Annotated in this window: 27 protein-coding genes; 12 read left to right on the top strand and 15 right to left on the bottom strand. The window is 63.0% G+C overall.

Going from position 1 to position 25,065, the window contains the following annotated elements; all coding sequences use genetic code 11:
* The first annotated feature begins 213 nt into the window (after nt 1–213).
* The 3 genes from EWM57_RS06235 (at nt 214) to EWM57_RS06225 (ending at nt 2,429) form a co-directional block, all read left to right on the top strand.
* On the top strand, nt 214–1,134 hold the full coding sequence (locus tag EWM57_RS06235; protein WP_129920276.1) for an alpha/beta hydrolase: 921 nt from the start codon (nt 214–216) through the stop codon (nt 1,132–1,134).
* A gap of 197 nt (nt 1,135–1,331) precedes the next feature.
* Nucleotides 1,332–1,871, top strand: a complete 540-nt coding sequence (locus EWM57_RS06230; protein ID WP_129920275.1) for a glycine zipper domain-containing protein — start codon at nt 1,332–1,334, stop codon at nt 1,869–1,871.
* An 87-nt stretch (nt 1,872–1,958) separates the two neighbouring features.
* Nucleotides 1,959–2,429, top strand: coding sequence for a DUF4440 domain-containing protein (locus EWM57_RS06225; RefSeq protein ID WP_129920274.1), 471 nt, complete (start codon nt 1,959–1,961; stop codon nt 2,427–2,429).
* 50 nt (nt 2,430–2,479) lie between these two features.
* Here EWM57_RS06225 and EWM57_RS06220 read toward each other — a convergent pair whose 3' ends face one another.
* The 3 genes from EWM57_RS06220 to EWM57_RS06210 all read right to left on the bottom strand — a co-directional run bounded on the left by EWM57_RS06220 (nt 2,480) and on the right by EWM57_RS06210 (nt 4,946).
* Nucleotides 2,480–2,788: a hypothetical protein gene (locus tag EWM57_RS06220; RefSeq protein ID WP_129920273.1), complete on the bottom strand. Its 309-nt coding sequence runs from the start codon at nt 2,786–2,788 to the stop codon at nt 2,480–2,482.
* Between the two features lie 67 nt (nt 2,789–2,855).
* Nucleotides 2,856–3,263 carry a DUF779 domain-containing protein gene (locus EWM57_RS06215; protein WP_129920272.1) on the bottom strand — a complete coding sequence of 136 codons (408 nt, stop codon included), beginning with the start codon at nt 3,261–3,263 and terminating at the stop codon, nt 2,856–2,858.
* Between the two features lie 156 nt (nt 3,264–3,419).
* A complete protein-coding gene (locus EWM57_RS06210) occupies nt 3,420–4,946 on the bottom strand; it encodes an aldehyde dehydrogenase family protein (protein ID WP_129920271.1) in 1,527 nt (508 codons plus the stop codon).
* Between the two features lie 183 nt (nt 4,947–5,129).
* Between EWM57_RS06210 and EWM57_RS06205 the strand changes: the two genes are divergently transcribed.
* From EWM57_RS06205 to EWM57_RS21095, 3 genes are all read left to right on the top strand, one after another.
* Nucleotides 5,130–6,059 (top strand): AraC family transcriptional regulator, encoded by a 930-nt coding sequence (locus tag EWM57_RS06205; protein ID WP_129920270.1) that lies wholly within the window; start codon nt 5,130–5,132, stop codon nt 6,057–6,059.
* Nucleotides 6,060–6,157: 98 nt separating this feature from the next.
* Nucleotides 6,158–7,375 (top strand): MFS transporter, encoded by a 1,218-nt coding sequence (locus EWM57_RS06200; protein WP_129920269.1) that lies wholly within the window; start codon nt 6,158–6,160, stop codon nt 7,373–7,375.
* Nucleotides 7,376–8,109: 734 nt separating this feature from the next.
* Nucleotides 8,110–8,265, top strand: a complete 156-nt coding sequence (locus EWM57_RS21095; protein WP_165370431.1) for a hypothetical protein — start codon at nt 8,110–8,112, stop codon at nt 8,263–8,265.
* 82 nt (nt 8,266–8,347) lie between these two features.
* Here the strand turns inward: EWM57_RS21095 and rfbD are convergent, their stop codons facing one another.
* From rfbD to EWM57_RS06170, 5 genes are all read right to left on the bottom strand, one after another.
* Nucleotides 8,348–9,217 (bottom strand): dTDP-4-dehydrorhamnose reductase, encoded by an 870-nt coding sequence (rfbD, locus tag EWM57_RS06190; RefSeq protein WP_129920268.1) that lies wholly within the window; start codon nt 9,215–9,217, stop codon nt 8,348–8,350.
* A gap of 112 nt (nt 9,218–9,329) precedes the next feature.
* Nucleotides 9,330–10,262 carry a TIGR03915 family putative DNA repair protein gene (locus EWM57_RS06185; protein ID WP_129920267.1) on the bottom strand — a complete coding sequence of 311 codons (933 nt, stop codon included), beginning with the start codon at nt 10,260–10,262 and terminating at the stop codon, nt 9,330–9,332.
* Nucleotides 10,263–10,277: 15 nt separating this feature from the next.
* Nucleotides 10,278–11,144 carry an alpha/beta fold hydrolase gene (locus EWM57_RS06180; RefSeq protein ID WP_129920266.1) on the bottom strand — a complete coding sequence of 289 codons (867 nt, stop codon included), beginning with the start codon at nt 11,142–11,144 and terminating at the stop codon, nt 10,278–10,280.
* A gap of 44 nt (nt 11,145–11,188) precedes the next feature.
* Nucleotides 11,189–11,368 carry a hypothetical protein gene (locus tag EWM57_RS06175; protein ID WP_129920265.1) on the bottom strand — a complete coding sequence of 60 codons (180 nt, stop codon included), beginning with the start codon at nt 11,366–11,368 and terminating at the stop codon, nt 11,189–11,191.
* A gap of 129 nt (nt 11,369–11,497) precedes the next feature.
* Nucleotides 11,498–12,763: a putative DNA modification/repair radical SAM protein gene (locus EWM57_RS06170; protein ID WP_129920264.1), complete on the bottom strand. Its 1,266-nt coding sequence runs from the start codon at nt 12,761–12,763 to the stop codon at nt 11,498–11,500.
* Between the two features lie 326 nt (nt 12,764–13,089).
* Between EWM57_RS06170 and EWM57_RS06165 the strand changes: the two genes are divergently transcribed.
* From EWM57_RS06165 to EWM57_RS06150, 4 genes are all read left to right on the top strand, one after another.
* Nucleotides 13,090–15,006: a BamA/TamA family outer membrane protein gene (locus EWM57_RS06165; RefSeq protein ID WP_129920263.1), complete on the top strand. Its 1,917-nt coding sequence runs from the start codon at nt 13,090–13,092 to the stop codon at nt 15,004–15,006.
* 159 nt (nt 15,007–15,165) lie between these two features.
* Nucleotides 15,166–16,002, top strand: a complete 837-nt coding sequence (locus EWM57_RS06160) for a CvfB family protein (RefSeq protein ID WP_165370430.1) — start codon at nt 15,166–15,168, stop codon at nt 16,000–16,002.
* Between the two features lie 101 nt (nt 16,003–16,103).
* The gene (locus EWM57_RS06155) at nt 16,104–16,784 is read left to right on the top strand and encodes an NAD-dependent epimerase/dehydratase family protein (protein ID WP_129920262.1); all 681 of its coding nucleotides are present in this window, start codon (nt 16,104–16,106) and stop codon (nt 16,782–16,784) included.
* Between the two features lie 49 nt (nt 16,785–16,833).
* Entirely contained in the window at nt 16,834–17,424 is a 591-nt protein-coding gene (locus tag EWM57_RS06150) for a hypothetical protein (protein ID WP_129920261.1), read from the top strand.
* A gap of 78 nt (nt 17,425–17,502) precedes the next feature.
* Here EWM57_RS06150 and EWM57_RS06145 read toward each other — a convergent pair whose 3' ends face one another.
* The 6 genes from EWM57_RS06145 to EWM57_RS06120 form a co-directional block, all read right to left on the bottom strand.
* Nucleotides 17,503–17,766 (bottom strand): hypothetical protein, encoded by a 264-nt coding sequence (locus EWM57_RS06145; protein ID WP_129920260.1) that lies wholly within the window; start codon nt 17,764–17,766, stop codon nt 17,503–17,505.
* Nucleotides 17,767–17,929: 163 nt separating this feature from the next.
* Nucleotides 17,930–18,583, bottom strand: coding sequence for an OmpH family outer membrane protein (locus EWM57_RS06140; RefSeq protein WP_129920259.1), 654 nt, complete (start codon nt 18,581–18,583; stop codon nt 17,930–17,932).
* A 162-nt stretch (nt 18,584–18,745) separates the two neighbouring features.
* Nucleotides 18,746–19,813 carry a succinylglutamate desuccinylase/aspartoacylase family protein gene (locus EWM57_RS06135; protein WP_242509997.1) on the bottom strand — a complete coding sequence of 356 codons (1,068 nt, stop codon included), beginning with the start codon at nt 19,811–19,813 and terminating at the stop codon, nt 18,746–18,748.
* A 126-nt stretch (nt 19,814–19,939) separates the two neighbouring features.
* The gene (rimK, locus tag EWM57_RS06130) at nt 19,940–20,893 is read right to left on the bottom strand and encodes a 30S ribosomal protein S6--L-glutamate ligase (RefSeq protein ID WP_129920258.1); all 954 of its coding nucleotides are present in this window, start codon (nt 20,891–20,893) and stop codon (nt 19,940–19,942) included.
* Between the two features lie 64 nt (nt 20,894–20,957).
* The gene (locus EWM57_RS06125) at nt 20,958–21,431 is read right to left on the bottom strand and encodes an ATP-dependent zinc protease family protein (protein WP_129920257.1); all 474 of its coding nucleotides are present in this window, start codon (nt 21,429–21,431) and stop codon (nt 20,958–20,960) included.
* A 144-nt stretch (nt 21,432–21,575) separates the two neighbouring features.
* Nucleotides 21,576–22,694, bottom strand: coding sequence for a PQQ-dependent sugar dehydrogenase (locus EWM57_RS06120; RefSeq protein WP_129920256.1), 1,119 nt, complete (start codon nt 22,692–22,694; stop codon nt 21,576–21,578).
* A 181-nt stretch (nt 22,695–22,875) separates the two neighbouring features.
* On the opposite strand from EWM57_RS06120, the gene EWM57_RS06115 reads away from it, so the two are divergent.
* Nucleotides 22,876–24,000 (top strand): MBL fold metallo-hydrolase, encoded by a 1,125-nt coding sequence (locus tag EWM57_RS06115; RefSeq protein WP_129920255.1) that lies wholly within the window; start codon nt 22,876–22,878, stop codon nt 23,998–24,000.
* Between the two features lie 10 nt (nt 24,001–24,010).
* Here the strand turns inward: EWM57_RS06115 and EWM57_RS06110 are convergent, their stop codons facing one another.
* A complete protein-coding gene (locus EWM57_RS06110; RefSeq protein WP_129920254.1) occupies nt 24,011–24,316 on the bottom strand; it encodes a 2TM domain-containing protein in 306 nt (101 codons plus the stop codon).
* A 175-nt stretch (nt 24,317–24,491) separates the two neighbouring features.
* Between EWM57_RS06110 and EWM57_RS06105 the strand changes: the two genes are divergently transcribed.
* Entirely contained in the window at nt 24,492–25,061 is a 570-nt protein-coding gene (locus EWM57_RS06105; RefSeq protein ID WP_129920253.1) for an O-acetyl-ADP-ribose deacetylase, read from the top strand.
* The last annotated feature ends 4 nt before the right edge of the window (nt 25,062–25,065 follow it).

The raw sequence follows: 25,065 nt of genomic DNA, 5'->3' as shown, positions 1-25,065 counted from the left end.
CACACGTGCTGATGCCTTCCGAAAGGTTCGGGATACGTCCTGCACACGTGCTGGACCTATCCCGGGGCATTAGAGGGGTAGTCGGCTCTGCTCCGGACTTTCCGCACAGGGCGGCGCACGACCCAGGACCCGGCCCCGGGCTGTTAGGAAAACTCCCTACTGGCGGCAGCGTGAAACGCCACCTATCTTACGCCCTCCAACGTATGTTTCTCCATGAAAAAGCTACTTGCTACTCTCCTGATGATTGGCGCTGCTACTCACTTGACCTCGGCCCAGGCGGTGGTGTCGCTCTACAGCGGCACGATTCCCAACTCCATTGCCTCCGACGTGAAAGAAACCAGCATCACGCTGCCCAACGGTGGGGTGCGGGTGTCCAATGTGGTGCAGCCTACGCTCCAGGTGTTTCGGCCAGCCAAGGATAAGGCCAACGGCACGGCCGTCATCGTGTGTCCGGGCGGCGGCTACGTACGCCTGTCGATGGACCACGAAGGTACCGACGTGGCCAGGCGCCTGACCGAGTTGGGCATCACCGCTTTCGTGCTCAAGTACCGCCTGCCCAACGACCACAGCCAGGTTGACAAAGCCACGGCTCCGCTCCAGGATGCCCAGCAGGCCCTGCGGCTGGTACGGCAGAAGGCTGCCGAGTACGGCGTTAACCCCGCCCGCATCGGGATGATGGGCTTCTCGGCCGGCGGGCACTTGGCGGCCACCGCCGGCACGCACTTCGCCAAGCCCGCCGGCGAAACCACCGACAACACCTCCGTCCGGCCCGACTTTCTGGTCCTGCTCTACCCCGTTATTAGCTTCACCGACAGCCTGGCCCACGGCGGCTCCCGCAAGAGCCTGCTCGGCGACGCTCCTACCCCCGAGCAGATCCGCCTGTACTCCAACGAGCAGCAGGTCACGGCCCAGACGCCGCCCACGTTTCTGGTCCACGCCCAGGACGACAAGACGGTGCCCGTGCTCAACAGCGTGCGGTTCTACGAAGCCTGCGTGCAGCACCGGGTGCCGGCCGAAATGCACCTGTATCCGAAGGGTGGACACGGCTTCGGGCTGAACAACAAGACCACCAAGGACAGCTGGATGGACCGCCTGCAGAACTGGCTCGATGCCAACGGCTGGCTAACCAAATAACGGCGCCCAGAGGCCTGAATCAGCAAAAAACGAGGCTACGGCGCAGTGCAGTCGTTGGGGGCAAGGGAACCAAATACCCCCCGAATGGCGTATATGCAGCCACTTCGCTAAAACGTGGCGACCTGCCTTGGCACGGTGCTTGCAAAAGTCCCGGTAGAACTGACCAAGCAGGTTGCTTAACCCCTAAAGATTTAGCCATGAAAAAGTTCAGTTGGATTCTCGCCCTGGTAATGATGGTTACGGCTGTATTCAGCAATCAGACCCAGGCTCAAAATGGTAAATGGAGCCCCCAGGCTAAAGGTGCCGTTATCGGCGCGCTGGGTGGTGGTGCCGCCGGTGCCCTCATCAACAAGCGCAACCGCGTAGTGGGTGGGGCCGTGGGTGGCGTGGCTGGTGCCGGCGTAGGTTACGCCATCGGTAAGCACACCGACAATAAGCGCAAGCAGGCTGCCGCCGCCGCCGCCGCCCGTCAGGCTGCCGCTAACCGCGCCGCTAATGAGCGGGCCGAGCGCCAGGCCCTGGCCCGCCGCGTCGATGCTGCCGAGCGTAAGGCCGAGCTGGCTCAGGCCAAGCAACAACAGCAGTACCCCGCCATGGCCAGTGGCTTCGCCGCCTCCACGCCCATGATGCTGACGGCTAGCAACGGCCCCGTAGCTTCAGGCTACCTGCCTAACGAGTCGTACGGTGACCGGAACAGCGCCTACTCCACCTCGGAAGTACGCAGAAAGAGCTGGTAAGTCCCGATTTCCGCTAATTTCGCCGACTCCAGCCCTGCGCCGGGGTCGGCGAAATTCTTTTTACATCATTCACCAAAACCTGGATTTATGAAGTCCCTCCTTTGGATGTTGCCTCTCTCCGCGGCCCTGGCCACTTCCTGCACCAAGACGGCCGACACGGCCGCCAACCCGGCAGTAACGGCGCAGACCCTTGATCAGCAGTTTATCAGCGCCTGGAACAGCAAAAACGCCATCCAGCTGGATACGATGTTCGCGGACGATGTGCACTTTTTGCAGGGTGAAACTCATTTTCAGGGCCGATCCGAAGTTTCCAACCGCTGGGTGCGCGAAACGATGGGCACTATTTCCAATCTGCGCCTGAACGTAGCCAGCTCAGGCACCGACGCGCAGACGGCCTACGAAGGCGGCACCTATAACGTGGACGTCATCCCAACCTCGCCCGGCGTTCCGATGGGTCAGGGCGAAGGCAACTTCATCCTGCTCTGGAAAAAGAACGCCAAGGGCATCTGGAAGCTCAGCTACGCCCAGCTCGAAGGCTTGCCCGTACGGGTGCGCTAGTCCGCTAGCCTCTCTTTGAAAAGCCCGTTGTGCCCCGCACGACGGGCTTTTTACATTGCCGCCGGCTCCGCCAGGAACACCCGCGTGCCGGTGGGCACGGTCGCGGCTCCTTCGTGCGTCAGCAGCAGGCCCCGCTCCTGGGTTGCCCCACCGCTCGCGCTGCTGCCAGGCCGGGTTATTTCCTCCACGCTCGCCACGGCCGCCTCCCGGTGCCCGTCGGGCCACAGTACCTCTACCGCCCAGACCGTGTGCAGGTCTAGCTGGGTGAGGGCGGGCACGGAGCCGGCGGGCAGCAGCAGCACGCCCAGCCCGGTGAGGGTAAAACTGTCCTTTACTTGCAGCAGCAGGTCCGAAGTCATGCCCGTACTACGCGCAAAAGGCCCGGCTGGTAGCAGCCGGGCCTTTTTTCTGGCCTCAGAATTTCACTTAGACCTCGGGAGGCCGGGTCAGGTACTGCTCCCCGTCGTAGATGGGCGCCATGTGCCGGGCCTCTTCCTGCGTAAACAGCCGGGAGCGAATCAGGAACCGCACGCCCAGCGGAATTTCCAGGGAGAAGCTCGCACCCCGGCCCCTGGTCACGTCGACGGTGAGCTGGGTGTGCTGCCAGTACGCAAACTGGGCGGCGCTCATAAAGAAGTCGCAGCCGTGGATCTGGCCCAGCCACACGTCGGAGGCGCCCACGCGGAACTCGCCTTGGGTGAAGCACATCGGCGAGGACCCGTCGCAGCAGCCCCCGCTCTGGTGAAACATCAGCGGGCCGTGCTCGTCGCGCAGCAGGTCAATGGTAGCTTCGGCGGCCGGGGTAGACAGGACGCGGGGAGTGAGAGCGGACATGGGGGCGTGCACAAAGGGAAAAGATAGAACGCCATGCTGAGCTGAAGCATTTCATGGGCTGGCCTCGGATTGGTACTCCAACCAGGGCACGCCAGATGCTTTGACTTCGCTCAGCATGACGTCCTTTTACGTGCTACTTACGCAGCGGCAGCCGGTCTAAAAGAACCCCAGCGGTTTCTGGCTGTAGCTGATGAGCATGTTTTTGTTCTGGCGGTAATGGCTGAGCATCATCTTGTGGTTTTCGCGGCCGAAGCCCGAGGCCTTGTAACCGCCGAAGGGCGCACCGGCGGGGTAGTCGTGGTAGCAGTTGACCCAAACCCGGCCGGCCTGAATGGCCCGAGGCACCTCGTAGAGCTCGTGGGCGTCGCGGGTCCAGACGCCGGCGCCGAGGCCGTAGAGCGTGTCGTTGGCAATGTCAATAGCCTCTTCCACCGTTTTGAACGTGGTAACCGACAAGACCGGGCCGAAGATTTCCTCCTGGAAGATGCGCATCTTGTTGTGGCCCCGAAACACGGTGGGCTGGATGTAGTAGCCTTCGGCCAGGGCGCCGTCCTGCTGCTGGTAGGCGTCGCCGCCGCAGAGCACCTCGGCACCCTCGGCCTTACCGATTTCGAGGTAGCTCAGGATTTTCTCAAACTGGTCGTGGCTGGCCTGGGCGCCCATCATCGTGTCGAGGTCGAGGGGGTTGCCGAGCTTGATGGCCTTCACCCGCTCGATGACGCGGGCCACGAACTCGTCGTAGATGTCTTCCTGCACCAGCATGCGCGAGGGGCAGGTGCAGATTTCCCCCTGGTTCAGGGCAAACATGACGGCGCCCTCAATGGCCTTGTCGAGGAAGTCGTCGTCGGCATCGAGTACGCTCTTGAAGAAGATATTCGGCGACTTGCCACCCAGCTCCATCGTGACGGGAATGATGTTTTCGGCGGCGTACTGCAAAATCAGGCGGCCGGTGGTGGTTTCCCCCGTGAAGCTCACCTTCTGCACCCGCGGCGAGGAGGCCAGGGGCTTGCCGGCCTCCAGCCCGAAGCCGTTGACGATGTTGATAACGCCAGCGGGCACCAAGTCCTGAATCAGCTCCATGAGCACCAGAATGCTGGTTGGCGTCTGCTCGGCGGGCTTCATCACCACGGTGCAGCCGGCGGCCAGGGCCGGGGCCAGCTTCCAGGTGGCCATCAGCAGTGGGAAGTTCCAGGGAATGATTTGCCCAATCACACCCAGCGGCTCCTGAATGTTGAGCGAGAGGGTCGTTTCGTTCAGTTCGGTAGCGGAGCCCTCCTCGGCCCGAATCACGCCGGCGAAGTAGCGGAAGTGGTCCACGACCAACGGCAGGTCGGCGGCCATGCACTCGCGCACGGCCTTGCCGTTTTCGATGCACTCCACGGCCGCCAGGTGGGCCAGGTTTTGCTCGATGACGTCGGCAATCTTCATCATCATGTTACTGCGCGTGGTAGCCGAGGAGTGCTTCCAGGTCTTGAACGCCGCGTGGGCCGCATCCAGGGCCATTTCAATGTCTTCCTTGGTCGAGCGGGCCACCTGACAAAACACCTGCCCGTCGACGGGGGAGCTGTTGTCGAAGTACTGTCCTTTGACGGGCGCGACCCACTGGCCGCCAATGAAGTTGTCGTACTTGGCTTTGAACTCGGGGCGGGCCACGAGGGTGGAGGGTTTTTCGAGAGTTTCCATGGGGTAGCTGTTGGAGTGGGAAGGCGGTGCGTTTTTGACGAGGCCAAGCTAGGTTGCTGGGCGGCCCGGATCAGTCTCTTATCGTCGCACAAATGCGGTGTATCGTCGCAACTTTGGTGAGGACTTACTACCTTAAGTAACAGCTTGCTATTTTCGGTTTTCTGCCCGCCTAACCCGCCGCTCATGTCCGCTGCTCACCTGCCCACTGCCTTGCCCCTGCACCCCACGGCCCAGCTTTCCACGCTGGTCGAAAACCGCACGGTCTACAGCCGGGAGGCGATTGAGCTCAACGTGTTCGAAACCCACCGCCAGGCTCACCAGGTGCCGCTGAGCATGGGCAACCTGGTGCTGACCACCATGCTGCGGGGCAAGAAAGTGATGCACTTGGCCGGCCGCGCCGCCTTCGAGTACCTGCCCGGAGAATCGGTGATTGTGGGCGAAGACCAGACCATGGTCATCGACTTCCCCGAGGCCGACGCAGCCACGCCCACCCAGTGCCTGGCCGTGGCCATTCCCACCGATACCATCCGCCAGACCATCGACCTGCTCAACGAGGAGCATCCCCGGGCCGAGGCCACCATGCCCTGGCAGCTCGACACCACCGAGCACGCCCACTTTCAGAACACGCCCGAACTGACCGGCACCCTGGAGCGCCTCGTGCAGCTCAGCCAGGATACGGGCCGCGTCAAGGACGTGCTGGCCGGTTTCACGGTGCAGGAAATGCTGGTGCGCCTGATGCAGACCCAGGCCCGGCAGCTGATTTTCCACAACTACCAGCAGCACGTTACCACCCACCGCTTCGCCCACGTGGTGCAGTACATCAAGCAGCACCTCACCGAGCAGCTCACCGTCGATAAGCTCTCGGCCCTGGCCTGCATGAGCAAAGCCACGTTCTTCCGGGTGTTTAAGCGGGAACTGGGCATCACTCCGGTCGAGTACATCATTCAGGAGCGGCTGGCCGAGGCCAAGCGGCTGCTGCGCCATCCTCTGAACACCGTCGCCGACGTTTGCTTCCGGGCCGGCTTCAATAACACGGCGTATTTTCAGAAGCTGTTTAAGCAGTACGAAGGCATGACGCCGGGCTTGTACAAGAAGCAATACGCGGCGGGGTAAAGCCCAAATAGTGCCGGGCCACCAACTTTCCCGTCCTGCTGGCTGTTTACCAAGGCCAACCACGCCGCCGCTACCCCGCGGCGGCGGTATTTTGCCTTATGAAAGTAGCCGTAGCGGCTGAAGCCCAGCCCGTGACAGAGGACCTGCGTCCTAGTTTCTCTCCCCCCTCTTCTCCCCTCGCGCCGGCCCTGGTGTGGCTGATGGCCATTACCTGCGGGCTGGTCGTGGCCAATATTTACTACAACCAACCCCTGCTGGCCGAAATCGGGAAGACCTTCGGCGTGTCCGACAGCCGAGTGAGTTTGGTGGCCACCGTCACCCAGGTCGGCTACACGCTGGGGCTCTTGTTCGTGGTGCCCCTCGGCGACAAGCGGGAGCGGAAAAGCCTGATTCTGGGCTTGCTGTTGTGCTCGGCCGTGTGCCTGGCGGGTGCAGCAGCGGCTCCTTCATTTGCTCTGCTGGCCCTGGCCAGCCTACTCATCGGCATTTTCTGCGCCGTGCCCCAGCTGCTGATTCCGATGGCGGCCTCCCTGGCCAGCGACGAAGAGCGGGGCCGGGTTATCGGCAAGGTGATGAGCGGGCTGCTGATTGGCATTCTGGTGTCGCGCACCATCAGCGGCTACGTGGGGGCTCATTTTGGCTGGCGCACTATGTTCTGGCTGGGCGCGGGCCTGATGGTAGCGCTCTGCGGCATTCTGGCCCGGATGCTGCCCCGCAACCAGCCCGTGTTTGCCGGCAGCTACGCCAGCCTGCTTAAGTCGTTGGGCCCACTGATTCGAGACCTGCCCATGCTGCGCCGCTCGGCGCTGGTAGGGGCCTGCATGTTTGCCGGCTTCAGCGCCTTCTGGACCTCGCTGGTGTTCTTTCTGGAAAGCACCTACCACTACCACAGCGACGTGGCCGGGCTATTCGGCATCATCGGGGCCAGCGGCGCCTTTGCGGCCTCTTTCGCCGGCAAGTCCGCTGACCGCAAAGGTGCCGACTACGCGCTGAACCTGGGGATTCTGCTGTTTTTGGGCGCTTACGCCCTGCTGGCCGGTGGCGGGTTGTACCTGATTGGGTTGATCCTCGGCGTCGTGCTGCTGGACGTGGGCCAGCAGATGACCCACATTTCCAACCAGGCCCGCATCTTCCTGCTGCTGCCCGAGGCCCGCAGCCGGCTCAACACGGTGTATATGACGGCCTGCTTTATCGGGGCCTCCGCTGGCTCCTACCTGGGTGCTCTGGCCTGGACCCACCTGCACTGGCCGGGCGTGTGTGCGGTGGGCCTCGGGTTTGGCGTCACGGCGTACCTAGTCAACCGCTTTTACGGCTGATATACCGCGAAAAAGCCGTGCGTTTCCGTTCGTTTTTTAGTATATTCATATTCTAATATTCACTCCTGACCGGCGACCGGAAAGACGCTAACGGGATAGTACGCTCTAAGCGGCGCAAGTTTGTTGGGGGAGTGATGAGGCCGGTTAACACGGTTCGGGCGCAGGCAGGCAAACAGGGTTAGGTTGCGAGTTGCGCGGGCCGCAATAGAAAGTCAGGTCGGGCTTGGCCCGTTTGTTTTTCACCCTTTTCCTTCTTTCCAATGGACGCGCAAGACCATTCCACCCCGCCGGCCGACTCTTCCAACGCGCCGGCCCCGGTTCCCACTCCCGCCCCGGTTGCGGAAGCACCAGCAGCCCCTACCGCGGCCGCAGCACCCACTCCGCCTTCGGCGTTAGCTCCGGCTCCGGCAGCTACCGCGGCCCCGGCCCCAACCGCCCAGGTAAACCTTGTTGCGCAGCCCCAAGGCGGCCCGGCTCCAGCCCCGGCAGCGGCGGCAGGTCAGAGCCCAGCGCCCGCCGCGACGGTGGTGAACCTTCCCGTCGGCGCCCTTAGCGTTGCGCCGGCGGCGGAAGCGGCGGCTCCTGCGGGCGGGATACTTGGCAATGCTGGCTCACCCGCCGTTCCGGAAAATCCTGCCAAGCTGACCTTCTCCATTCCGATAGAAATATCCGTCAGCACGCCGCTCCAACCAGCTGCTGCGGCCGCTCAGGCCGTTGGGAGCATGCCGCCCCCAGTGCCCGCACCTACTCCCGAGGTTCCGGCCGCCGACAAGCCCGCCATTGGCTTTCAGTACGCGGCCAATCCGGGAGTGGCGGCCACGGCGGCAGAGCTGCAAAATCCACCGCCTGCTCCTACCGCGCCCGACCCGGCCGCGGAGCCAGGACAGTAGCTGCCGGTACTGAAAATGCGAAAAAGCCGCCCGAAACCTTATGTTCGGGCGGCTTTTTCGCAGCAGATTGGTTTACTCTGCCTTAGGCGGGCTGCTGCTGGGCCAACCGGCTGATGCACTCGCGCAGACTTTCGCGCCAGTGCGGAATGGCAATCTGCAGCTGAGTTTTCGCTTTGGTTTTGTCCATCACGGAGTAAGCGGGCCGGGTAGCTTTGGTCGGGTACTCGGCCGTGCGAATGGGCACCGTGCGCGTGGGCAGGCCCCCGAGCTCAAAAATAGCCACCGCAAAATCGTACCACGACGTGACGCCCTCGTTGCTGTAGTGGTAGACGCCGTAGGCCTTGTTCGCGCTTTCGATGATGGTCAGGATGCAGCCGGCCAGGTCAATGGCGTAGGTAGGCGTGCCGAGCTGATCCCAGATAACGCGCATCTCGTCCCGCTCCCGGCCAAAGCGCAGCATGGTCTTGACGAAGTTGTTGGCGTATTCGGAGTACAGCCAGCTGGTGCGCAGAATGAAATACTGGGCGGTATGGGCCGGAATCACCTGCTCTCCTTCGAGCTTGGTGAGGCCATATACGCTGATGGGCGCCGTTTCGTCGGTTTCCACCAAGGGCTGGTTACCGGTGCCGGCAAACACGAAATCGGTGGAAATGTGAATGAGCGTAGTGCCATGCTTGCCGCACAGCCGGCCCAGGTTTTCCACTCCCTCTTTGTTGATGCGGCGGGCCAGCTCCAGCTCGTCCTCGGCCTTGTCGACGGCCGTGTAGGCGGCGCAGTTGATGCAGTAGGCGGGTTGATGTTGGGCAAAAGCCGCTTCCAGCACCTGCACGTCCAGGATGTTGGCCTGCTCTTCCGGCAGAAAAATAATGTTCGTCAGGTTTCGGTCCTGCGAAACGCGTTGCAGGCATTGGCCCAACTGGCCGGAGCCCCCGAAAACGAGTACGTTACCCATGAAATACGCTGGTTGAGAAGGTGCGACCCGGCTTCCGGTGGCAGTAGTTGGCCGGAAGCCATACGCCACCGCCGGAAGTTTGGCCGGCGAAAGCGCCGCAAATTAGCGCTTTTCATTCCAGCAACGCATTTCCCGGCTGAATCGGGCGCTTATTCTTAATGGGCTCGAAGCGCTGTTCCCGGGGTTGTTTTTCGCTCAGGTATTTCCAGTAGCGCAGGGGCATGTGGCGGCGGTGCAGCTTGATGTTGCGGCGCTCCGGGATGTTGACGTGGTCGAAATACGCCTGCCAAAGCACCTTGAACAGCGGCTCCCGCTCGTCGAGCACGGTGGCCGAAATATCGGTGGTGCGCTGGGGGCTGGCGCCGGCATCAAACTGCACGACGTCGGTCCGGTGCAGGTCGTAGTACAGGCCGTAGCGGCGACGCTTGTCGAAAATCAACCAGCGCTGGTCGGCGTAGCGCTTGGTGAAGTGCGGGGCAATGAGGGGCAGCACGTCGAAGTCGGGCTCGATGGTGGCGTGGAACAGGCCATCGGCGGTTTTCTCGAAGCGTACGAAAGCCTCCATCCGGTGCTTTTCGCGGTACATCTGCTGGGCAATGCGGGCCACGCGGCGCACGTTGTCGTCGGCGTAGTTGTCCGCAATGTCGCGGGCAGAGCGCATGGCCAGGTCGGCGTAGCGGAAAATCAGCAGCTCCCGGTCGGGCTGCTCGCTCAGAAAGGTGTGAAACAGCCGGGTACGGGCCTCTTCGTCCATGTGGCGCAGCAGCCCGTCCCAGACCCGGGCGGCCGTGGCCTCGTGGGTTTCTACTTCCACGGCCTGGGCAAACAACCCGCCTTGTACCGCGTCCGTGGGCTGGATGCTGTTGGGCGCCGCCCGCCGGTCGTAGATGGCAAACAAAACCGTCAATAGCCCCTCAAACGAGCCGTCGTAGGTGTAATCGAGCGGGGCGTTGGTCAGGGCCGGGGCCGCCGGCCGTGGCAGGCGCGGTTCGGTCGGGCCGGGCACGTGCTGGGGCCGGCGCAGCGGCAAGCGGGAAGAAGCCATACGAGGAGAGGATAACTAAGCGCCGCCTAGGAAGTCGAGCAGCAGGTGGTTTACGGCCGCGGACTCTTCCTGGTGCAGCCAGTGAGTGGCCGAATCAAAATACGTGAGCTGGCCCTGCTCGCACTCCTGCAAACTCAGCTCGGCCAGAATCGGCTCCAGAAAGGCATCCTGCCGCCCCCAGAGCAGGCGTACGGGAATGCTGACGCGCCCGATTTTCTCCCGCCGCCCTCCCCGGCGAAAAGCCGCCCGGTACCAGTTAATCATGCCGGTAAGGGCCCCGGGCTGCGACCAGGCGGTGGTGTAGCGACGCAGGTCGTCGGCGCTGAACGTGCCGAGGCGGCTGGTGCCGCGCAGGGCGCCGCGGCCAAACCGGAAGTGGCGCCGTCCAAACAGCTTTTCGGGCAGCCACGGCAATTGGAAAAAGAAGATGTACCAGCTTTTAAGCAACTGCCGCGGCGTACGACGCAGGGCGCGTCCCAGCACCGCCGGGTGCGGCACGTTCAGCATAGCGACCCGCGTGAGCCGGTCGGGGTGCTGCGCGGCCAGCCACCACGCCACGGCCGCGCCCCAATCGTGCCCGACCACAACGGCTGTTTTTTGGCCTGCCGCTTCTAACAGCCCCAGCACATCGGCGCCCAGCGTGGGCAGGCGGTAGTCGGCCACGCGGGCAGGTTTGTCGCTGAGATTGTAGCCGCGCTGGTCGGGAGCCCACACCCGGTAACCGGCAGCTGCCAGGGCCGTCAGCTGATGCCGCCAACCGTACCAAAACTCCGGAAAACCGTGCAGCAACACCACCAACGGCCCGGCGGGCGGTCCGCACTGCACCACGTGCAGGGTGATGCCGTTGGTGGAAACAAAGTGGTGCTCGAGGTCAAAGGTCATTGTCCTCCTACCCCCGCCGGTCTGGGCGGGTTGCCCAGCCCCGCTTAGGCTGCCTCCGAACGCTGGCGGGCGGCAGCCGAGGCCCGGGCGGCTTCGTGCAGCTGCTGCACCAGCGGCAGCAGGTCCGAAAGCTTGCAGCAGCAGGCCATGCGGGCCACTTTCACGGATTGAAGAGGTTCGAGGGGAGTTGCCGGCGCGTCGGCAGCGCGGTGAGAGACCGTCATGGCAGAAGAAAGAAAGGCAGGCGAAGAATTGCGAAGTGAGTTCATGCGGGGGTAGGTGAAGCGGTGGATATTAGGGGCTACTTCTCTCGTCACAAACTCTTCAGCAGTTTAGCCTGGGATACATTGGGGTCAGCTGGCTTGGGCAAACAGGTCAAGCTGCTGGGTGACCAGGGCCGAGCGGACCGAGCCGGCCCCGAACAGAATCTGGCGGCGGATGGTCTGCTCGTCGTAGTCGCGCTTTTCCAGGGCCTGGCCGCGGCAGGTCAGGAAGTACTTGGCCCGCTTCAGCACCACGCCGAACTTGTGCAGGTGGTCGAGGGTAATGGTGGTAAAGCGCCGGGCGGCCACAATACGCTTGGCCGAGCGGGCGCCCACGCCGGGAATGCGCAGGATCATCTCGTATTCGGCCGTATTCACGTCGACCGGGAACACGTGGCGGTTGCGCAAGGCCCAGGCCAGCTTGGGGTCAATTTCGAGGTCCAGAAACGGGTGCTCGGGGTCCAGGATTTCGTCAGCCTCGAAGCCGTAGAAGCGCATCAGCCAATCGGTCTGGTAGAGGCGGTGCTCCCGAATCACGGGCGGCTGAGTGAGCTGGGGCAGGCGGGCGTCGTCGGTAATCGGAATGTAGCCCGAGTAGTAGACGCGCTTGAGGCCGTAGCCCTTGTAAAGCGAGTCGGTGAGCTGGATAATCTGCCGGTCGTTTTCAGCCGAAGCCCCCACGATAAGCTGAGTGCTCTGGCCAGCGGTGGCAAACTGCGGGACTTTCTTGAACAGGGCCTTTTCCTCCTTGTTCTGGCGGATGCCGTCCCGGATCTGGGCCATAGGCGTCAGAATCTCCTGGTAGTTTTTCTCGGGCGCCAGGGTGGTCAGGGCCATTTCCGAGGGCAGCTCAATGTTCACGCTCAGCCGGTCAGCGTACAGGGCCGCTTCGGTAATGAGCTCCTCGGAAGCGCCGGGAATGGCTTTCACGTGGATGTAGCCGTTGAACTTATGCTCGGTGCGCAGCTTCTTGACGATGCGCACGAGCCGCTCCATGGTGTAGTCGGGCGAGGAAAAGATGCCGCTGCTCAAGAATAAGCCCTCGATGTAGTTGCGGCGGTAGAAGTTCATGGTCAGGTCCACGACTTCATCGACGGTGAAGGCCGCGCGCTTCACGTCGTTGGAGCGGCGCGAGACGCAGTAGGCGCAGTCGAAGATGCAATGGTTGGTGAGCAGAATCTTGAGCAGGCTCACGCAGCGGCCGTCCTCAGTGTAGGAGTGGCAGATGCCCATACCCTCGGCATTGCCTAAGCCACGGTTCTCGTTTTTGCGCTTACCGCCGCTGCTCGAGCACGACACGTCGTACTTTGCCGCGTCGGCTAATATGCTTAGCTTTTCCTGAATCCGCTCGTTCATGTAGGCTGGTTTTCGGCTTAAAAATAGTTGCCTCTTCTGGATTTAGCAACCTATTGTTAAGCTAATTTTTTTAGGAATAGTTTCTTCACAGCCCAGGTTATTTCTGCTTTTCGCGGGCCGAATCAGCCTCCCGCCATCCGCCGGCTACCCCAAGTGCCGGAGCAGGATTTTCTCCGGAGGGGCCGGCAGCCGTCGGGACACCGCAGCCCAACAATCCGGCGGGGCCGAGTTGCGGCTGCGGCCCGGCAATGCGTACCTTGCTGCCTTCTGCGCCGGCCGTCGTGACTGCACTTGCTGCGCGGCGGCTGTGTTGTATCTTTTAGCTGATGTCCCGCGCCGTTTTCGCTTCGTTTTTGGTTCGCTGCTGCCTGGGGGTGGCGCTGCTGCTCGTGGCCGGTGCCGCCCGGGCCCAGCAGCCCGTACCCACTAAGCCCGCCATTACCGACTCGGCCCGCACCCAGCCCGAGGTGCGGCGCGACTCCCTGCGCCGCCGCTTCGACCAGGAGAAGGTGCTGCTGGGTCTCAAGAACTACACCCGCCGCAAAACCATTGCCGGCAAGGCCGCCTCGGTGCTGTTCAACTTCACGGCCCGCAGCGAGGACCGCGCCGGCCTCGACGCCCAGCTGCTCGACCGGCAGTTCGACCAGCACAACTACAAGCTGATTCGCAGCATCAACATCAGCACCCTCGATGCCTTCGGCTACAGCATCACCGACCCAAACCGGCAGCCGAAGAACATTCTGGAAAAAACGGCCAACACCCTGCACATCAAAACCGTCCGCTCCCGGGTGCGGCAGGTGCTGCTGTTTCGGGTGGGCGAAGAGCTCAAGCCCCAGGCCCTGGCCGAGTCGGAGCGTCTCTTGCGCCAGACCCCGGAAATTCTCGATGCCCGCGTGTTCGTCAACGAGGCTACCACCGACCAGGACAGCGTCGACATCCAGATTATCACCAAGGATTTGTTCAGCATCGGCGGCTCGATTCAGCTGCGCGACGTGGGCGCGGGCGTCATTGCCCTGCGCGACGTGAACTTTCTGGGCCAGGGCCACCAGTTCCGCAACCGCTTCGAGTACGGCCGCTCCGAGCCCCAGAGCTGGAGCTACGAGGGCAGCTACGTGGTGCCGTTCCGCAACTTCGTGAATGCCCAGGCCAGCTACCGCAACACGTTTCAGTACCGCGAAACCGGGGTGGCCGTGGCGCGGGGGTTCTACTCGGTTAATACCAAGTACGCCGGCGCCGCCTCGTTCAACATGATTGACCAGGGCGTGACGCTCGACCAGCCCCCGCCCGGGGAGCCCTACGTGTTTTACCCGCTGCGCTTCAACCGCCAGGATCTGTGGGTGGGCCGCTCCCTGCGCCTGCCCAGCTACGATCTGGGCTACGAAAACCCCGGCCGCGTCATCATTTCGGCCCGCACCATCAACACCAATTACCTGGAGCGGCCCAACACAAGCTACCTCGACAACACGCTCCTGCTCGGCACGGTCGGCTACAGCGTGCGGCGCTACTACAAGGACAAGTACCTGTTCGGCTTCGGCCGCACCGAGGACGTGCCCACCGGCACGCTGCTGAGTTTGACGGGCGGCTTTGAGCGGAATGCCGATGCCAACCGCCACTACTTCGCCCTGCGTGCCTCCACGGCCGGCTATAGCGTGCGCAGCGGCTACCTCTACCTGAGCGGGGAGTTTGGCTCCTACATCCGCAACCGCGACGGGGACTGGCAGCAGGGCCTGCTGCACACCGAGCTGCTCTACTTCACCCGCCTCTACCACACCGGCAACTGGCAGTGGCGGCACTTTTTCTGGAACCGCGCCATTTTCGGCTTCAACCGCTTTCCCGGCGAGCAGCTGCTGGCCATCGACGGAGAACGGGGCCTGCGCGGCTTTCAGCCCACCGTGGACTTGCGGGGCACGAGTCGCTTCGTGATAAACTACGAGGCCACAGTGTACACGCCGGTGTCGTTTCTGGGCTTCCGCATGGCGGCCGTGGGCTTTCTGGACGCGGCCTGGCTGGCGACCAAGCCCGGCCGGGAGCTGCCTTTCCAGGATACGCCCTACAGCGGCGTGGGCCTGGGCCTGCGCTTTCGCAACGAGTACACCGCCATCCGCACCGTGCAGATCCTGCTGGGCTTCTACCCCCGCGGCCAGAACTCGCCCAACGGCCTGCGCATCTTCGAAAGCTCCCGCCCCTACTACGACTTCAGCGACTTCAGCTTCGCCCAGCCCGGCCTGGTGCGGTATGAGTAGTGGTGAAGTGGTGAGCTTTTCGGCCAGCCGGCGCGGGAGTCTTGTTACTGGCTTGGATGGAACGTTTGCCAGCTGCGGCGTATGAAGGCTGTGGGCGCCGCCAGGAACGTTACCTTTGCTGCCCCCACCCACAACTTCACCATTTCACACCTCCACCATATGTTGGCGCTCGGCGATTTTAACGAACTGGAAGTAGCCCGCGCGGTCGACTTCGGCCTTTACCTGACCTCCGACGACGGCGACCTGCTGCTGCCCGGCAAATACGTGCCCGAGGGCACCCAGATCGGCGACAAGCTGCGCGTGTTCGTGTACCGCGACTCTGAGGACCGCCTGATTGCCACCAATCTGGAGCCGCTGGCCAAGATTAATGAGTTTGCCGCCCTCACCGTGCGCGACGTGTCGGAAGTAGGTGCGTTTCTGGACTGGGGCCTGGAGAAAGACTTGTTTTTGCCCTACCGCAACCAGCGCCGCGCCCTGCGCCCCGGCCAGCGCGTGACGGTGTTCGTGTACCTGGATGAGACTTCCGACCGGATTGTGGCCAACGCTAAGTGGGAGCGGTACCTGCCCGACGTGGAATTCACGGGCCAGGCCGGCGACCAGGTGCAGCTGTTCGTGGCCGATGAAACCGAGCTGGGCTACCCCGTCATCGTCAACGGCACCCACCAGGGCCTGCTCTACCACAACGAGGTGTTTCGGCCCCTGCGCCTGGGCGACACGCCCACCGGCTACGTGCGCCAGGTGCGCCCCGATGGCAAGCTCGACATCAGCCTGCAAAAAGCCGGCTACGACGAAGCCCTCGACGCGGCCGACACCCTGCTGGACGTGCTGCGCAAGGCCGGCGGGGCCTTGCCGCTGTCGGATAAAAGTGAGCCCGACGATATCTACCGGCGTCTGGGCATGAGCAAGAAAGTGTTCAAGAAAGCATTGGGTACGCTCTACAAGCGCGGCCTCGTACAACTCTCGCCCGAGGAAACGCGTCTGGTCAGCGGAGAATAGCCCGCGTTGAATTCTTCGGCGGCGGTTTCATTCCCGGCCGGCATTCCTGCGTATGCAACTGCCGGACTTCTCTGACCTCCCGACGACTTCACCACCGCGCCATGAAACTTCAGAAAACCGCCCTCATTGCCGGCGCCAGCGGCTTGGTTGGCCAGCAGCTACTGCCGTTGCTGCTGGCTTCCGACCGCTACGCCAAAGTCATTGCGGTAGGGCGGCGACCCGTGCCCCACGTGCACCCCAAGCTGGAGCAGCGCGTGCTGGAACTCGACTACCTGGAGGAGCACCGCCTCTCGCTCATTGCCGACGACGTGTTTTGCTGCCTGGGCACCACCATGCGGCAGGCGGGCTCGAAGGAGGCATTTTACAAAGTCGATTACCTGTACGTGGTAAAGCTGGCGGCCATTACGGCCGGCAACTTTGCCGCCCAGTTTATGGTCGTGTCGGCGATGGGAGCGGATGCCGAATCCCGGATTTATTACAACCGGGTAAAAGGTGAGATGGAGCAGGCCGTGCGCCAGGTCCCGTTCCGGGCCATCCATATTTTCCGCCCTTCCCTGCTGCTCGGCGACCGAACCCAAAAGCGGGCCGGGGAGCAACTGGGCGCCGTATTGCTGCGGTTTATAAACCCGATTTTAGTGGGTCCGCTGCGCAAGTACCGGGCAGTGCCGGCCCAGGCTGTGGCCCAGGCCATGCTGGTAGCCGCCGAAGACGACGGAGGTGGCGTGCGCGTCCACCTCTCGGATGAAATAGCGCGGGAAGGGACAAAAATGCGGCAGGTTTAAGCTGCGTTGCTTACTTTTGTCCTACTTTCCATTTCTCCCTCCTTCAGCTATGAAGCGTTCTACAGTTTCGTTCTTATTTGCCCTGCTTCTGCTTGCGGGTTTCTCGGCTTCGGCCCAATCCAAAAAGAAAAGCGGCAGTGGCGGCGGTAGCAGCAACTCAGGCTACAGCACCGGCATCGGTCTGCGCGGCGGCGGCTACTCCTCGGGCCTCACCATCAAGCACTTTATGGGCGGCAAAAACGGCGTCGCCATCGAGGGGCTGCTCACGACGGAGTACAAAGCCCGCGGTGCCCGCCTGACCCTGCTCGGTGAAAAGCACCTGGGCGTGGCCGACGTGAAAGGCCTGCAGTTCTACTACGGCGCGGGCTTCCACGCCGGGGCCTACCAGGGCCGCTACTACTTCACCGATGCCCGCTACTACTATAAAGGCCGCAAGGGTGACATCTACGTTGTCCGGGACTACCGCTACGACGAGGACACCTACCTCGCCATCGGCGCCGACCTGATTCTGGGCCTCGAATACAAGCTCCAGGACCTGCCCTTCGTGGTGGGCGTCGACTACAAGCCCTTCTTCGAAGTATTCCACGGTTACACCGGCTTCTACAACGATGCCGCCGTCAGCCTGCGCTTCACGTTCTAGTTTCGCCTTTCCCGTGAATGGCAACAAAAAAGCCCCGGCCGCTCTGGCCGGGGCTTTTTTGTTGCTGAAGAGCAGCCGTTAGCGCACCCGCACGTAGCGGTGCGGGCGGGCGTTGTAGCGCTGATAATAGTAAGGCCGGGCCGGTACCACCATCATCGGGCGGGGTCGCACTACCACTGGCGCCGGCACTACCACCACGGGCCGGGGCGGGTAGTAATAGGCGCGCCGCGGCGGGTAAGGGCGCACGGCCACGGCCTGGGTGGAGGCCACGCAGCTGGTCAGGCCGCTGCCGAGCAGCAGAAGCAGCCCGAGCAGCGCAGGAAGTTTGAGCAGATTTTTCATAGCCAGAAGGCCGCGGTTTTTAGAGGCGGCACTGCTGCTTGGATGGCGGACGCGGGCCAGGGTTTAATGCTGACGGGCTGGTCGGGCAAAACGTAAACGACAAAGCGCCGGCCGTTTCGGAAAACAGCCGGCGCTTTGCGAAGCCTAACGTTAGCCTGGGGGCCTACTTTTTGGCGCTGTATTCGTCGTTGAGGTGCTTGAGTACCTTGGTGGTGATGTCGATATCCTTGCGGCCGTAGGCAATGGTGCCGCTGGGAGCCGCAATCAGAATCAGCTTGTAGCCGTTGGCTTTGCCATAGGCTTCCACCTGCTTGTTGATGCGCTCCAGTACGCGCTGGGTCATCTTGGCCTCTTCCTCCTGGGCCTGGCGCTGGATTTTCTCCTGGGCTTGCCCGGCCTGCTGCTGCTGGGCCTGAAGCTTCTGCTCGGTGGCGGCGCGCTGCTCGGCCGTCATGCTTTCGGCCGTTTTCTGGTACTGCTGCACGGCGCTCTGGAAGCCGCGAATCAGGCTGTTGTTCTGCTGCTCCCAGCCTTTGGCCTTGGCCTCAAACGCCCGGCGGGCGTCCTGCATGCCCTTGTAGCCATCGAGCAGCTTGCCCGACTCCACGTAGGCGACCTTGTTGGTGTCGGCCACGGCGACGGTTGTTTCAGGCTCGGGCTCTACCACCTCGGCGGCGGTGGTATCGGTGGCGGCCTTTACCACGACGGGCTTGGCGACGGGTGCCGCGGCGGGACGGGACGAGAAATGCAGGTAAAACAGCACGGCTACGGCAAGTACCAAAACCGCGTCGATAATCAGGCGCAAGGGGTTGTTCATTCAGAAAAGGGGTTGCGAAATAAAAAGCGCCGGACGCAACAAGCGGGTACTGCTGAAGCAGAAGCTCCGGGTCCGGCAAAAGCACCCCAAAGAAACGGAAAAACCCGTACGCCAGCCCGATTTTTAGCGCTGCTCATTCCGGTCTACTACTTCTGCGGCCCGTTAGGGCTGGGCGTCTTCCTCCTCGGCGTGCTCATCAAAATCGGTTTCCGGAGGTCCGCCGGGCTTTTCCTGAAACGGCGGGCTCAGCTCCGCCCGGGCCGGCTTGGGGTCGGTGAGGCCGATATGCAGCAGTGCGTCGCCCTGGTTGACGACCGGCATGTGGTTGAGCCCGATGATGTAGCCCGTCACCGGCGACTCCAGCCGCACCGACGTTTCGCCGTAGGGGTCGGCCACGCTACCGTAGACCTGGCCCTTTTCCAGAAAGTCGCCGTTGCGCACGTTGCTGTGAAACAACCCCGCAAACTTGGCCCGCAGCCAGGTATGGCGCATGCAGATAACGGTCGGCTGGACCGGGGGCGCGGCGTCGGCTACCATCTGCAAGTGGTGCAGCACCCGAAACGTACCCGCAATGGCCACGTCGATGCCCGCCTCATCGAGCCGCAGCGACTCCCCGGCTTCATAGACGATAATCGTTTTTTGCTGCTGAAACGCGGCTTCGCGCAGGGAGCCAGGCCGCAGGGCGGCGTGCAGGGTAAAGGGCGCCGCAAAGGCCCGGGCCAGCGCGTCGGTGTCGGGGTCGCCGAGCAGGCCGCGCACCTGGGGCATGTTGGAGCGGGCCGCCCCGCCCGTGTGAAAATCGATGCCACAGTCGACCAGCGGCATGATTTCGCGCATGAAGCGGTGGGCCACGCGGCTGGCCAACGACCCGCGCGGGTGCCCCGGAAAGCTCCGATTCACGTCCTTGCCGTCGGGCACTTCCCGGCTGAAATTGAGAAAGCCGTATATGTTAAGAATCGGAATGGCAATGATGGTGCCGCGCAGGGGCCGCAGCAGGTCGCGCCGAATCAGGCGCCGGATGGTTTCAATGCCATTTACCTCGTCGCCGTGCATGCCCGCCATCAGCAGCACCGTGGGGCCGGGTACGGTGGAGCGAAACACGTGCACCGGCACGTCAATCACCGTTCCGGAGGGCAGGCGCGAAATCACCAGGCGCGTCAGCACCCGCTCGCCGGGCCGGATGGTCAGGCCGTTCAGCAGCATGTCGGTCGGGGACCTGGGAGGCAGCAAGGACAACGGATTTAGAGGCGAGGCGGCGAAACAAAGCGACGGTTGCGCATTCTGACAACGCGCCGCCCCGGCCCGGGGTTGCGCGCCCCGCGTCCTCCCCTACCGGCTGCCCTTTGCCCTTCAGCCCTAAGCCGGCACGTCCGACTGGCTGTCGGGCATAGCCGGGGCAGACTTGGCTTTGGTGGCTGTTTTGGCCTTGGTCTTGCGCTTGGTGAGCTGCTCGGTGTACTCGATGATTTTGCCGGCAATATCGAGGCCGGTGGCTTTTTCGATGCCTTCCAGCCCGGGCGAGGAGTTCACCTCCAGCACCAGCGGGCCCCGCTTGCTTTGCAGCATATCCACGCCGGCAATGCCCAGACCCAGGGCTTTGGTGGCCAACAGAGCAGCGGCTTTTTCGGCTCGGCTGAGCTTGACCAGTGTGCCCGAGCCGCCCCGGTGCAGGTTGGAGCGAAACTCGCCCTCCTTGCCCTGCCGCTTCATGGCGCCCACCACTTCGCCATTGACCACGAAGGCGCGCAAATCGGCGCCCTTGCTTTCGGCAATAAACTCCTGCACGATAATGCGGGCCTTCAGGTTATGGAAGGCTTCAATCACCGACTGCGCGGCCTTGGCTGACTCGGCCAGCACCACGCCCAGGCCCTGGGTGCCTTCGAGCAGCTTGATGATAACCGGGGCGCCGCCCACGAGGTCAATCAACTCCGACACCTCGTTGGAGTAGTTGGTAAACGCCGTTTTGGGCATGCCCACTCCGGCCCTCGACAGAATCTGCATGGAGCGGAGCTTGTCGCGGGAACGGATAATGGCCTGGCTTTCGACGGCGGTTTTCACTTTCATCATCTCGAACTGCCGCACCACGGCCGTGCCGTAGAACGTGGCCGAGGCGCCAATGCGCGGGATGATGGCGTCAATCTTTTCGAGCGGCGCATCATTATAGACAATACCGGGGGCGCCCTTTTCGAGTACCAGGTTGCATTTCAGGTGGTCGATAACCGCCACCTCGTGCCCGCGCAGCTGGGCGGCTTCCACCAGGCGGGAGGTAGAGTAAAGCTTCGGCTCACGCGACAGAATCGCCAGTTTCATGGGGAGGGTGCTTGGGGTGGTGAGGGAGCAGAAGCGAAGGGAGCGGTAAAAGTACGCAATGCCGCTATGGCCGCGACTTAGCCGCATTCAAAAACCGGTAAGAAACATTGCGCCGGGCCACGTCGACCACGAAGCGCCCGCGCCGCAGCAGCAGCCGCCCGATCAACACCGGGTAGCGCATGTCGGAGCGGTCCGATAGGGAGAATTCCGTGTCGAAGTCCTCGCCGAAGAGCCGGATGACGGTGCGAATCACGTAGCGCTCCTGCACGTCGCCGTTGGAGCTTTTGATGTCGCGCAGGGTGAAGTCGGCAAATTCCAGGGGGCGGCCGTTGAACTGCGGGTGCTCGGCGTCGAGCAGGAGCACCCGCAGCACGGGCCGGCCGTCGGGCAGAGGCTCCACGTGGATGTTGGAGCAGTGCAGGGCCCCGGTGAAAGCGCCGGTATCGACCTTGGCCTCCACGCCCCAGAGCTTGAACTGCGGAAAATCAACCAACTCGCGCCGCCCCACTACCCGCTTCGGAATCCGCTGCTTTTTCATCGTGCGGGCAAGATAGAGGGGAAATGGTGAAATAGTGAGGTGGGGAAATGGTGAGGTGTCATTCTAGTTGCGCCCGTGGCGCGGATAGCGCAGAACTGCACCACCAGAACGTCGCACTCACCATTTCACAAGTTCACCATCTCACTACTTATAGCTGATGCGGTAGACGGCGTCGTTCTGGTCGTCGGAGACGAGCAGGGAGCCGTCGGGCAGGGTGAGCAGGCACACGGGGCGGCCCCAGCTTTTCTGGCCCTGCAGCCAGCCATCGGCGAAGGTTTCATAGCTCACAGCCTGCTTGCCGCTGGCGTCGAGCTTAACCAGCGTAATGCGGTAGCCGATTTTGCTGCTGCGGTTCCAGGAGCCGTGCTCGGGAATAAAGATCTGGTTGCGGTACTGGGCCGGAAACTGCTTGCCGGTGTAGAATTTCATGCCCAGCGCAGCCACGTGCGGGCCCAGCTTGCGGGCGGGCTTGGTGTAGGTAGCCGCCGACTTGCCGGCGCTGAGCTCGGGGTCGGCCACGTCGCCGGCGAAGAAGTAGGGAAAGCCGAAGTGCAGCCCGGGCGCGGCCATGCGGTTGAGCTCATCGGCCGGGGTGTTGTCGCCGAGCTGGTCGCGGCCGTTGTCAGTGAACCATAGCGCCTTGTCGACCGGGCTCCAGTCGAAGCCCACGGTGTTGCGCACGCCCTTGGCCACGGTTTCGAAGGCCGTACCGTCGGGGTTCATACGGTTGATGGTGCCAAAAATGGGCTCCTCCGGCTCGCAGGAATTGCAGGGCGCCCCCACCGGCACGTAGAGCTTGCCGTCGGGCCCGAAGGCAATGTAGCGGTAGCCATGCCAGTCCTTGTTGGGCAGCTGGTTGTAGACCACGGCGGGCTTGGGTTTCTGCCTGAGGGTTTTGGCGATGTTGTCGTAGCGCACCACCCGGTTGATTTCGGCCACGTAGAGCGCGCCGTTGCGCACTGCCACGCCATTGGGCGCGTTCAGGCCCGTAGCAATGGTGACAACTTCATCGGCACGGCCGTCCTTGTTGCGGTCGGGCAGGGCAAAGACCTTGTCGTCCTTAGTGCCCACGTACACGGTGCCGTCGGGCCCCAGGGCCAGCTCCCGGGCGCTTTTCACGCCTTGGGCGAAGTAGCTGATGGTGAAGCCGGCGGGCAGCTTGATTTTGCTCAGGTTGGCATCGGCAGCAGCCAACGGGGATTCGGTGGTGAAGCCAAACGCCAGTGGCGTGAGCAGGGCGAGGGGAAGTAGGCGACGCATCATACTGCCTCAAACCCGCGCCCCCGGCCGAAGGTTGCGCCGCGCCGGACATTCCCCGCCGCCCGAGCCGCAAACCGCCGGCGCTAAAGTATTTGTCGTATCATTTCGTCAGAGTAAACACGCCGGGCGCCCAACTTCCGTACACAACCTCCCGCCCCGCGGGCCGACTTTTTATCCGTTGCTGATGTATCGAATCTTTAAACTCTTGGCCCGGCTGGCGCTGGGTGTGGTAGCCTTACTGCTATTGGCGGGCGTGGCCTTCGCCAACTTGAGCCCCGAGCTGGGTGGCAAGCCCACCAAAGCCCAGCAGCAGGCCTACGCCCAGTCCGGGCACTATCTCGACGGCGAGTTTCAGAACCTGATGCCCACCACCATGATGACCGGCGGCAGCACGTTTTCGGCGCTGTGGCGGTTTCTGTTCGCCAAAAACCCCGCGGCGGCCCCGGCCGCGCCCCTGCCCTTCCAGCGCCTCGACTCGCTCAGCATCACCCGCAAAACCCCGGAGTTGGTGCGCGTGACCTGGTTTGGGCACTCGGCCAGCCTGGTGGAAATAGCGGGCCAGAACATCCTGCTCGACCCGATGCTGAGCGTGAAGATGGGGCCGCTGTCGTGGGTGACGCCCACGCGCTACAACCCCCAGCTGGCCATTACGGCCGAGCAGCTGCCGCCCATCGACGCGGTGCTGATTTCCCACGACCACTACGACCATCTCGACTACCAGACCATTCTGCGGCTCAAGGACAAGACGGCCCATTTCTACGTGCCCCTGGGCGTGGGAGCCCACTTGCTGGCCTGGGGCGTGGCCCCGGAAAAAGTGCGGGAACTGGATTGGCACGACTCAGTGCGCCTGCCGGGTCTCACCATCGTCAGCACCCCGGCGCGACACTTTTCGGGTCGGGGCCTGACCAACCGCAATTCCACGTCGTGGAGCTCCTGGGTGTTGAAGTCGGCCACGAAGCGGGTGTTTTACAGCGGCGACGGAGGCTACGGCCCCCACTTTGCGGAAATTGGCCGGCAACACGGGCCATTTGACCTGGCCCTGATGGAATGCGGGCAGTACGACGCGCAGTGGGCCCAGATTCACATGCTGCCCGAGCAAAGCGTGCAGGCCGCCCTCGACGTGCGGGCCCGGGTGATGCAGCCCGTGCACTGGGGCGCCTTTACCGAAGCTCACCACGCCTGGAATGAGCCGCCGAAGCGGGCCGCCGCCGAGGCCGCCCGCCGGCAATTGCCTCTCGCTACGCCCGAGCTGGGGCAGCCCGTCACGCTGGGCGCCGGGCCGCTGCCCAACGCGGCGTGGTGGCGGTAGCAAGGTGGCGTTAGCGGCCTTCCCGCTCGCGCACCAGCCGTTCGTACTCGCGCTCCGACATCTGCCCGCCGAAGCCGCTGTACACGCGCACTCCATTCATGAACACGCCTAAGCCCCAGAATACGGTCGACCAGACGGGCCAGGGGATGTTGAAGCCGTGGCGGCCCATGTGCCAGTCGTCGTGCTGGCCCGCGGTGAGGGCCCAGATAATCCAGAGCAGCGCGTTGACCCACAGGTAAGTGAACAGGTGGGATTTAAACTTCGCGCGGGATTTGGCAATGCGCCACAGTTCGGGGTCACGGTTGGTAGCTTCCATGGGAAGTAGGGCTTGGGGGTGAAGAATGGTCTAAAAGTAGCGCACGACCCTACATTTCGCAATTCTAATATTCCCAGCCGGCAACCTTTCCGGCCGAAGCGTGGAATAGCCCGGATGAAGCGTCGGCGGCTCCCGACCAGCCGGCGCCTTTTTCCTCATTTTACTTCTGCTTACGATGCCCGCTCCCCTCCCCGACTGGCGTGCCCAGACCCAACACTTCGGCCGCATCTGGCTCTACCAAGGCGACATCACCAAAGTCGATACCGCGGCCATCGTCAATGCGGCCAACTCCAGCCTGCTCGGCGGGGGCGGCGTGGACGGGGCCATTCACCGCGCCGGCGGCCCCCAGATTCTGGAAGAGTGCCGCTACCTGCGCGAACGAAACTACCCGCATGGGCTACCGACGGGCGCGGCAGTCGCCACTACTGGTGGCAACTTACCAGCCCACTACGTCATCCATACTGCGGGACCCGTTTGGCACGGTGGGCACCAGCACGAGGCCGAAGAATTGATAAAGTGTTACCAGAGCTGCCTGCGGTTGGCCGCGGCACGCTCGTTCAGCAGCGTTGCCTTTCCTGGCATCAGCACGGGTGTCTACGGCTACCCCAAGGCTAATGCCGCCGCTGTGGCCGTGGCGGAAGTACGGGCCTTTCTGGCCGCTCACGATACGCCGGAAGCGGTGGTTTTCGTGGTGTTTGACGAGGAAACCCGCCGCTTGTACGAAGCGGAGCTGGGCCGGCCATAAGCGC

Origin of the sequence: Hymenobacter persicinus (assembly GCF_004167665.1) — a bacterium.
Classification (GTDB): Bacteria; Bacteroidota; Bacteroidia; order Cytophagales; family Hymenobacteraceae; genus Hymenobacter; species Hymenobacter persicinus.
This window is presented reverse-complemented; position numbering and strand designations above follow the sequence as displayed.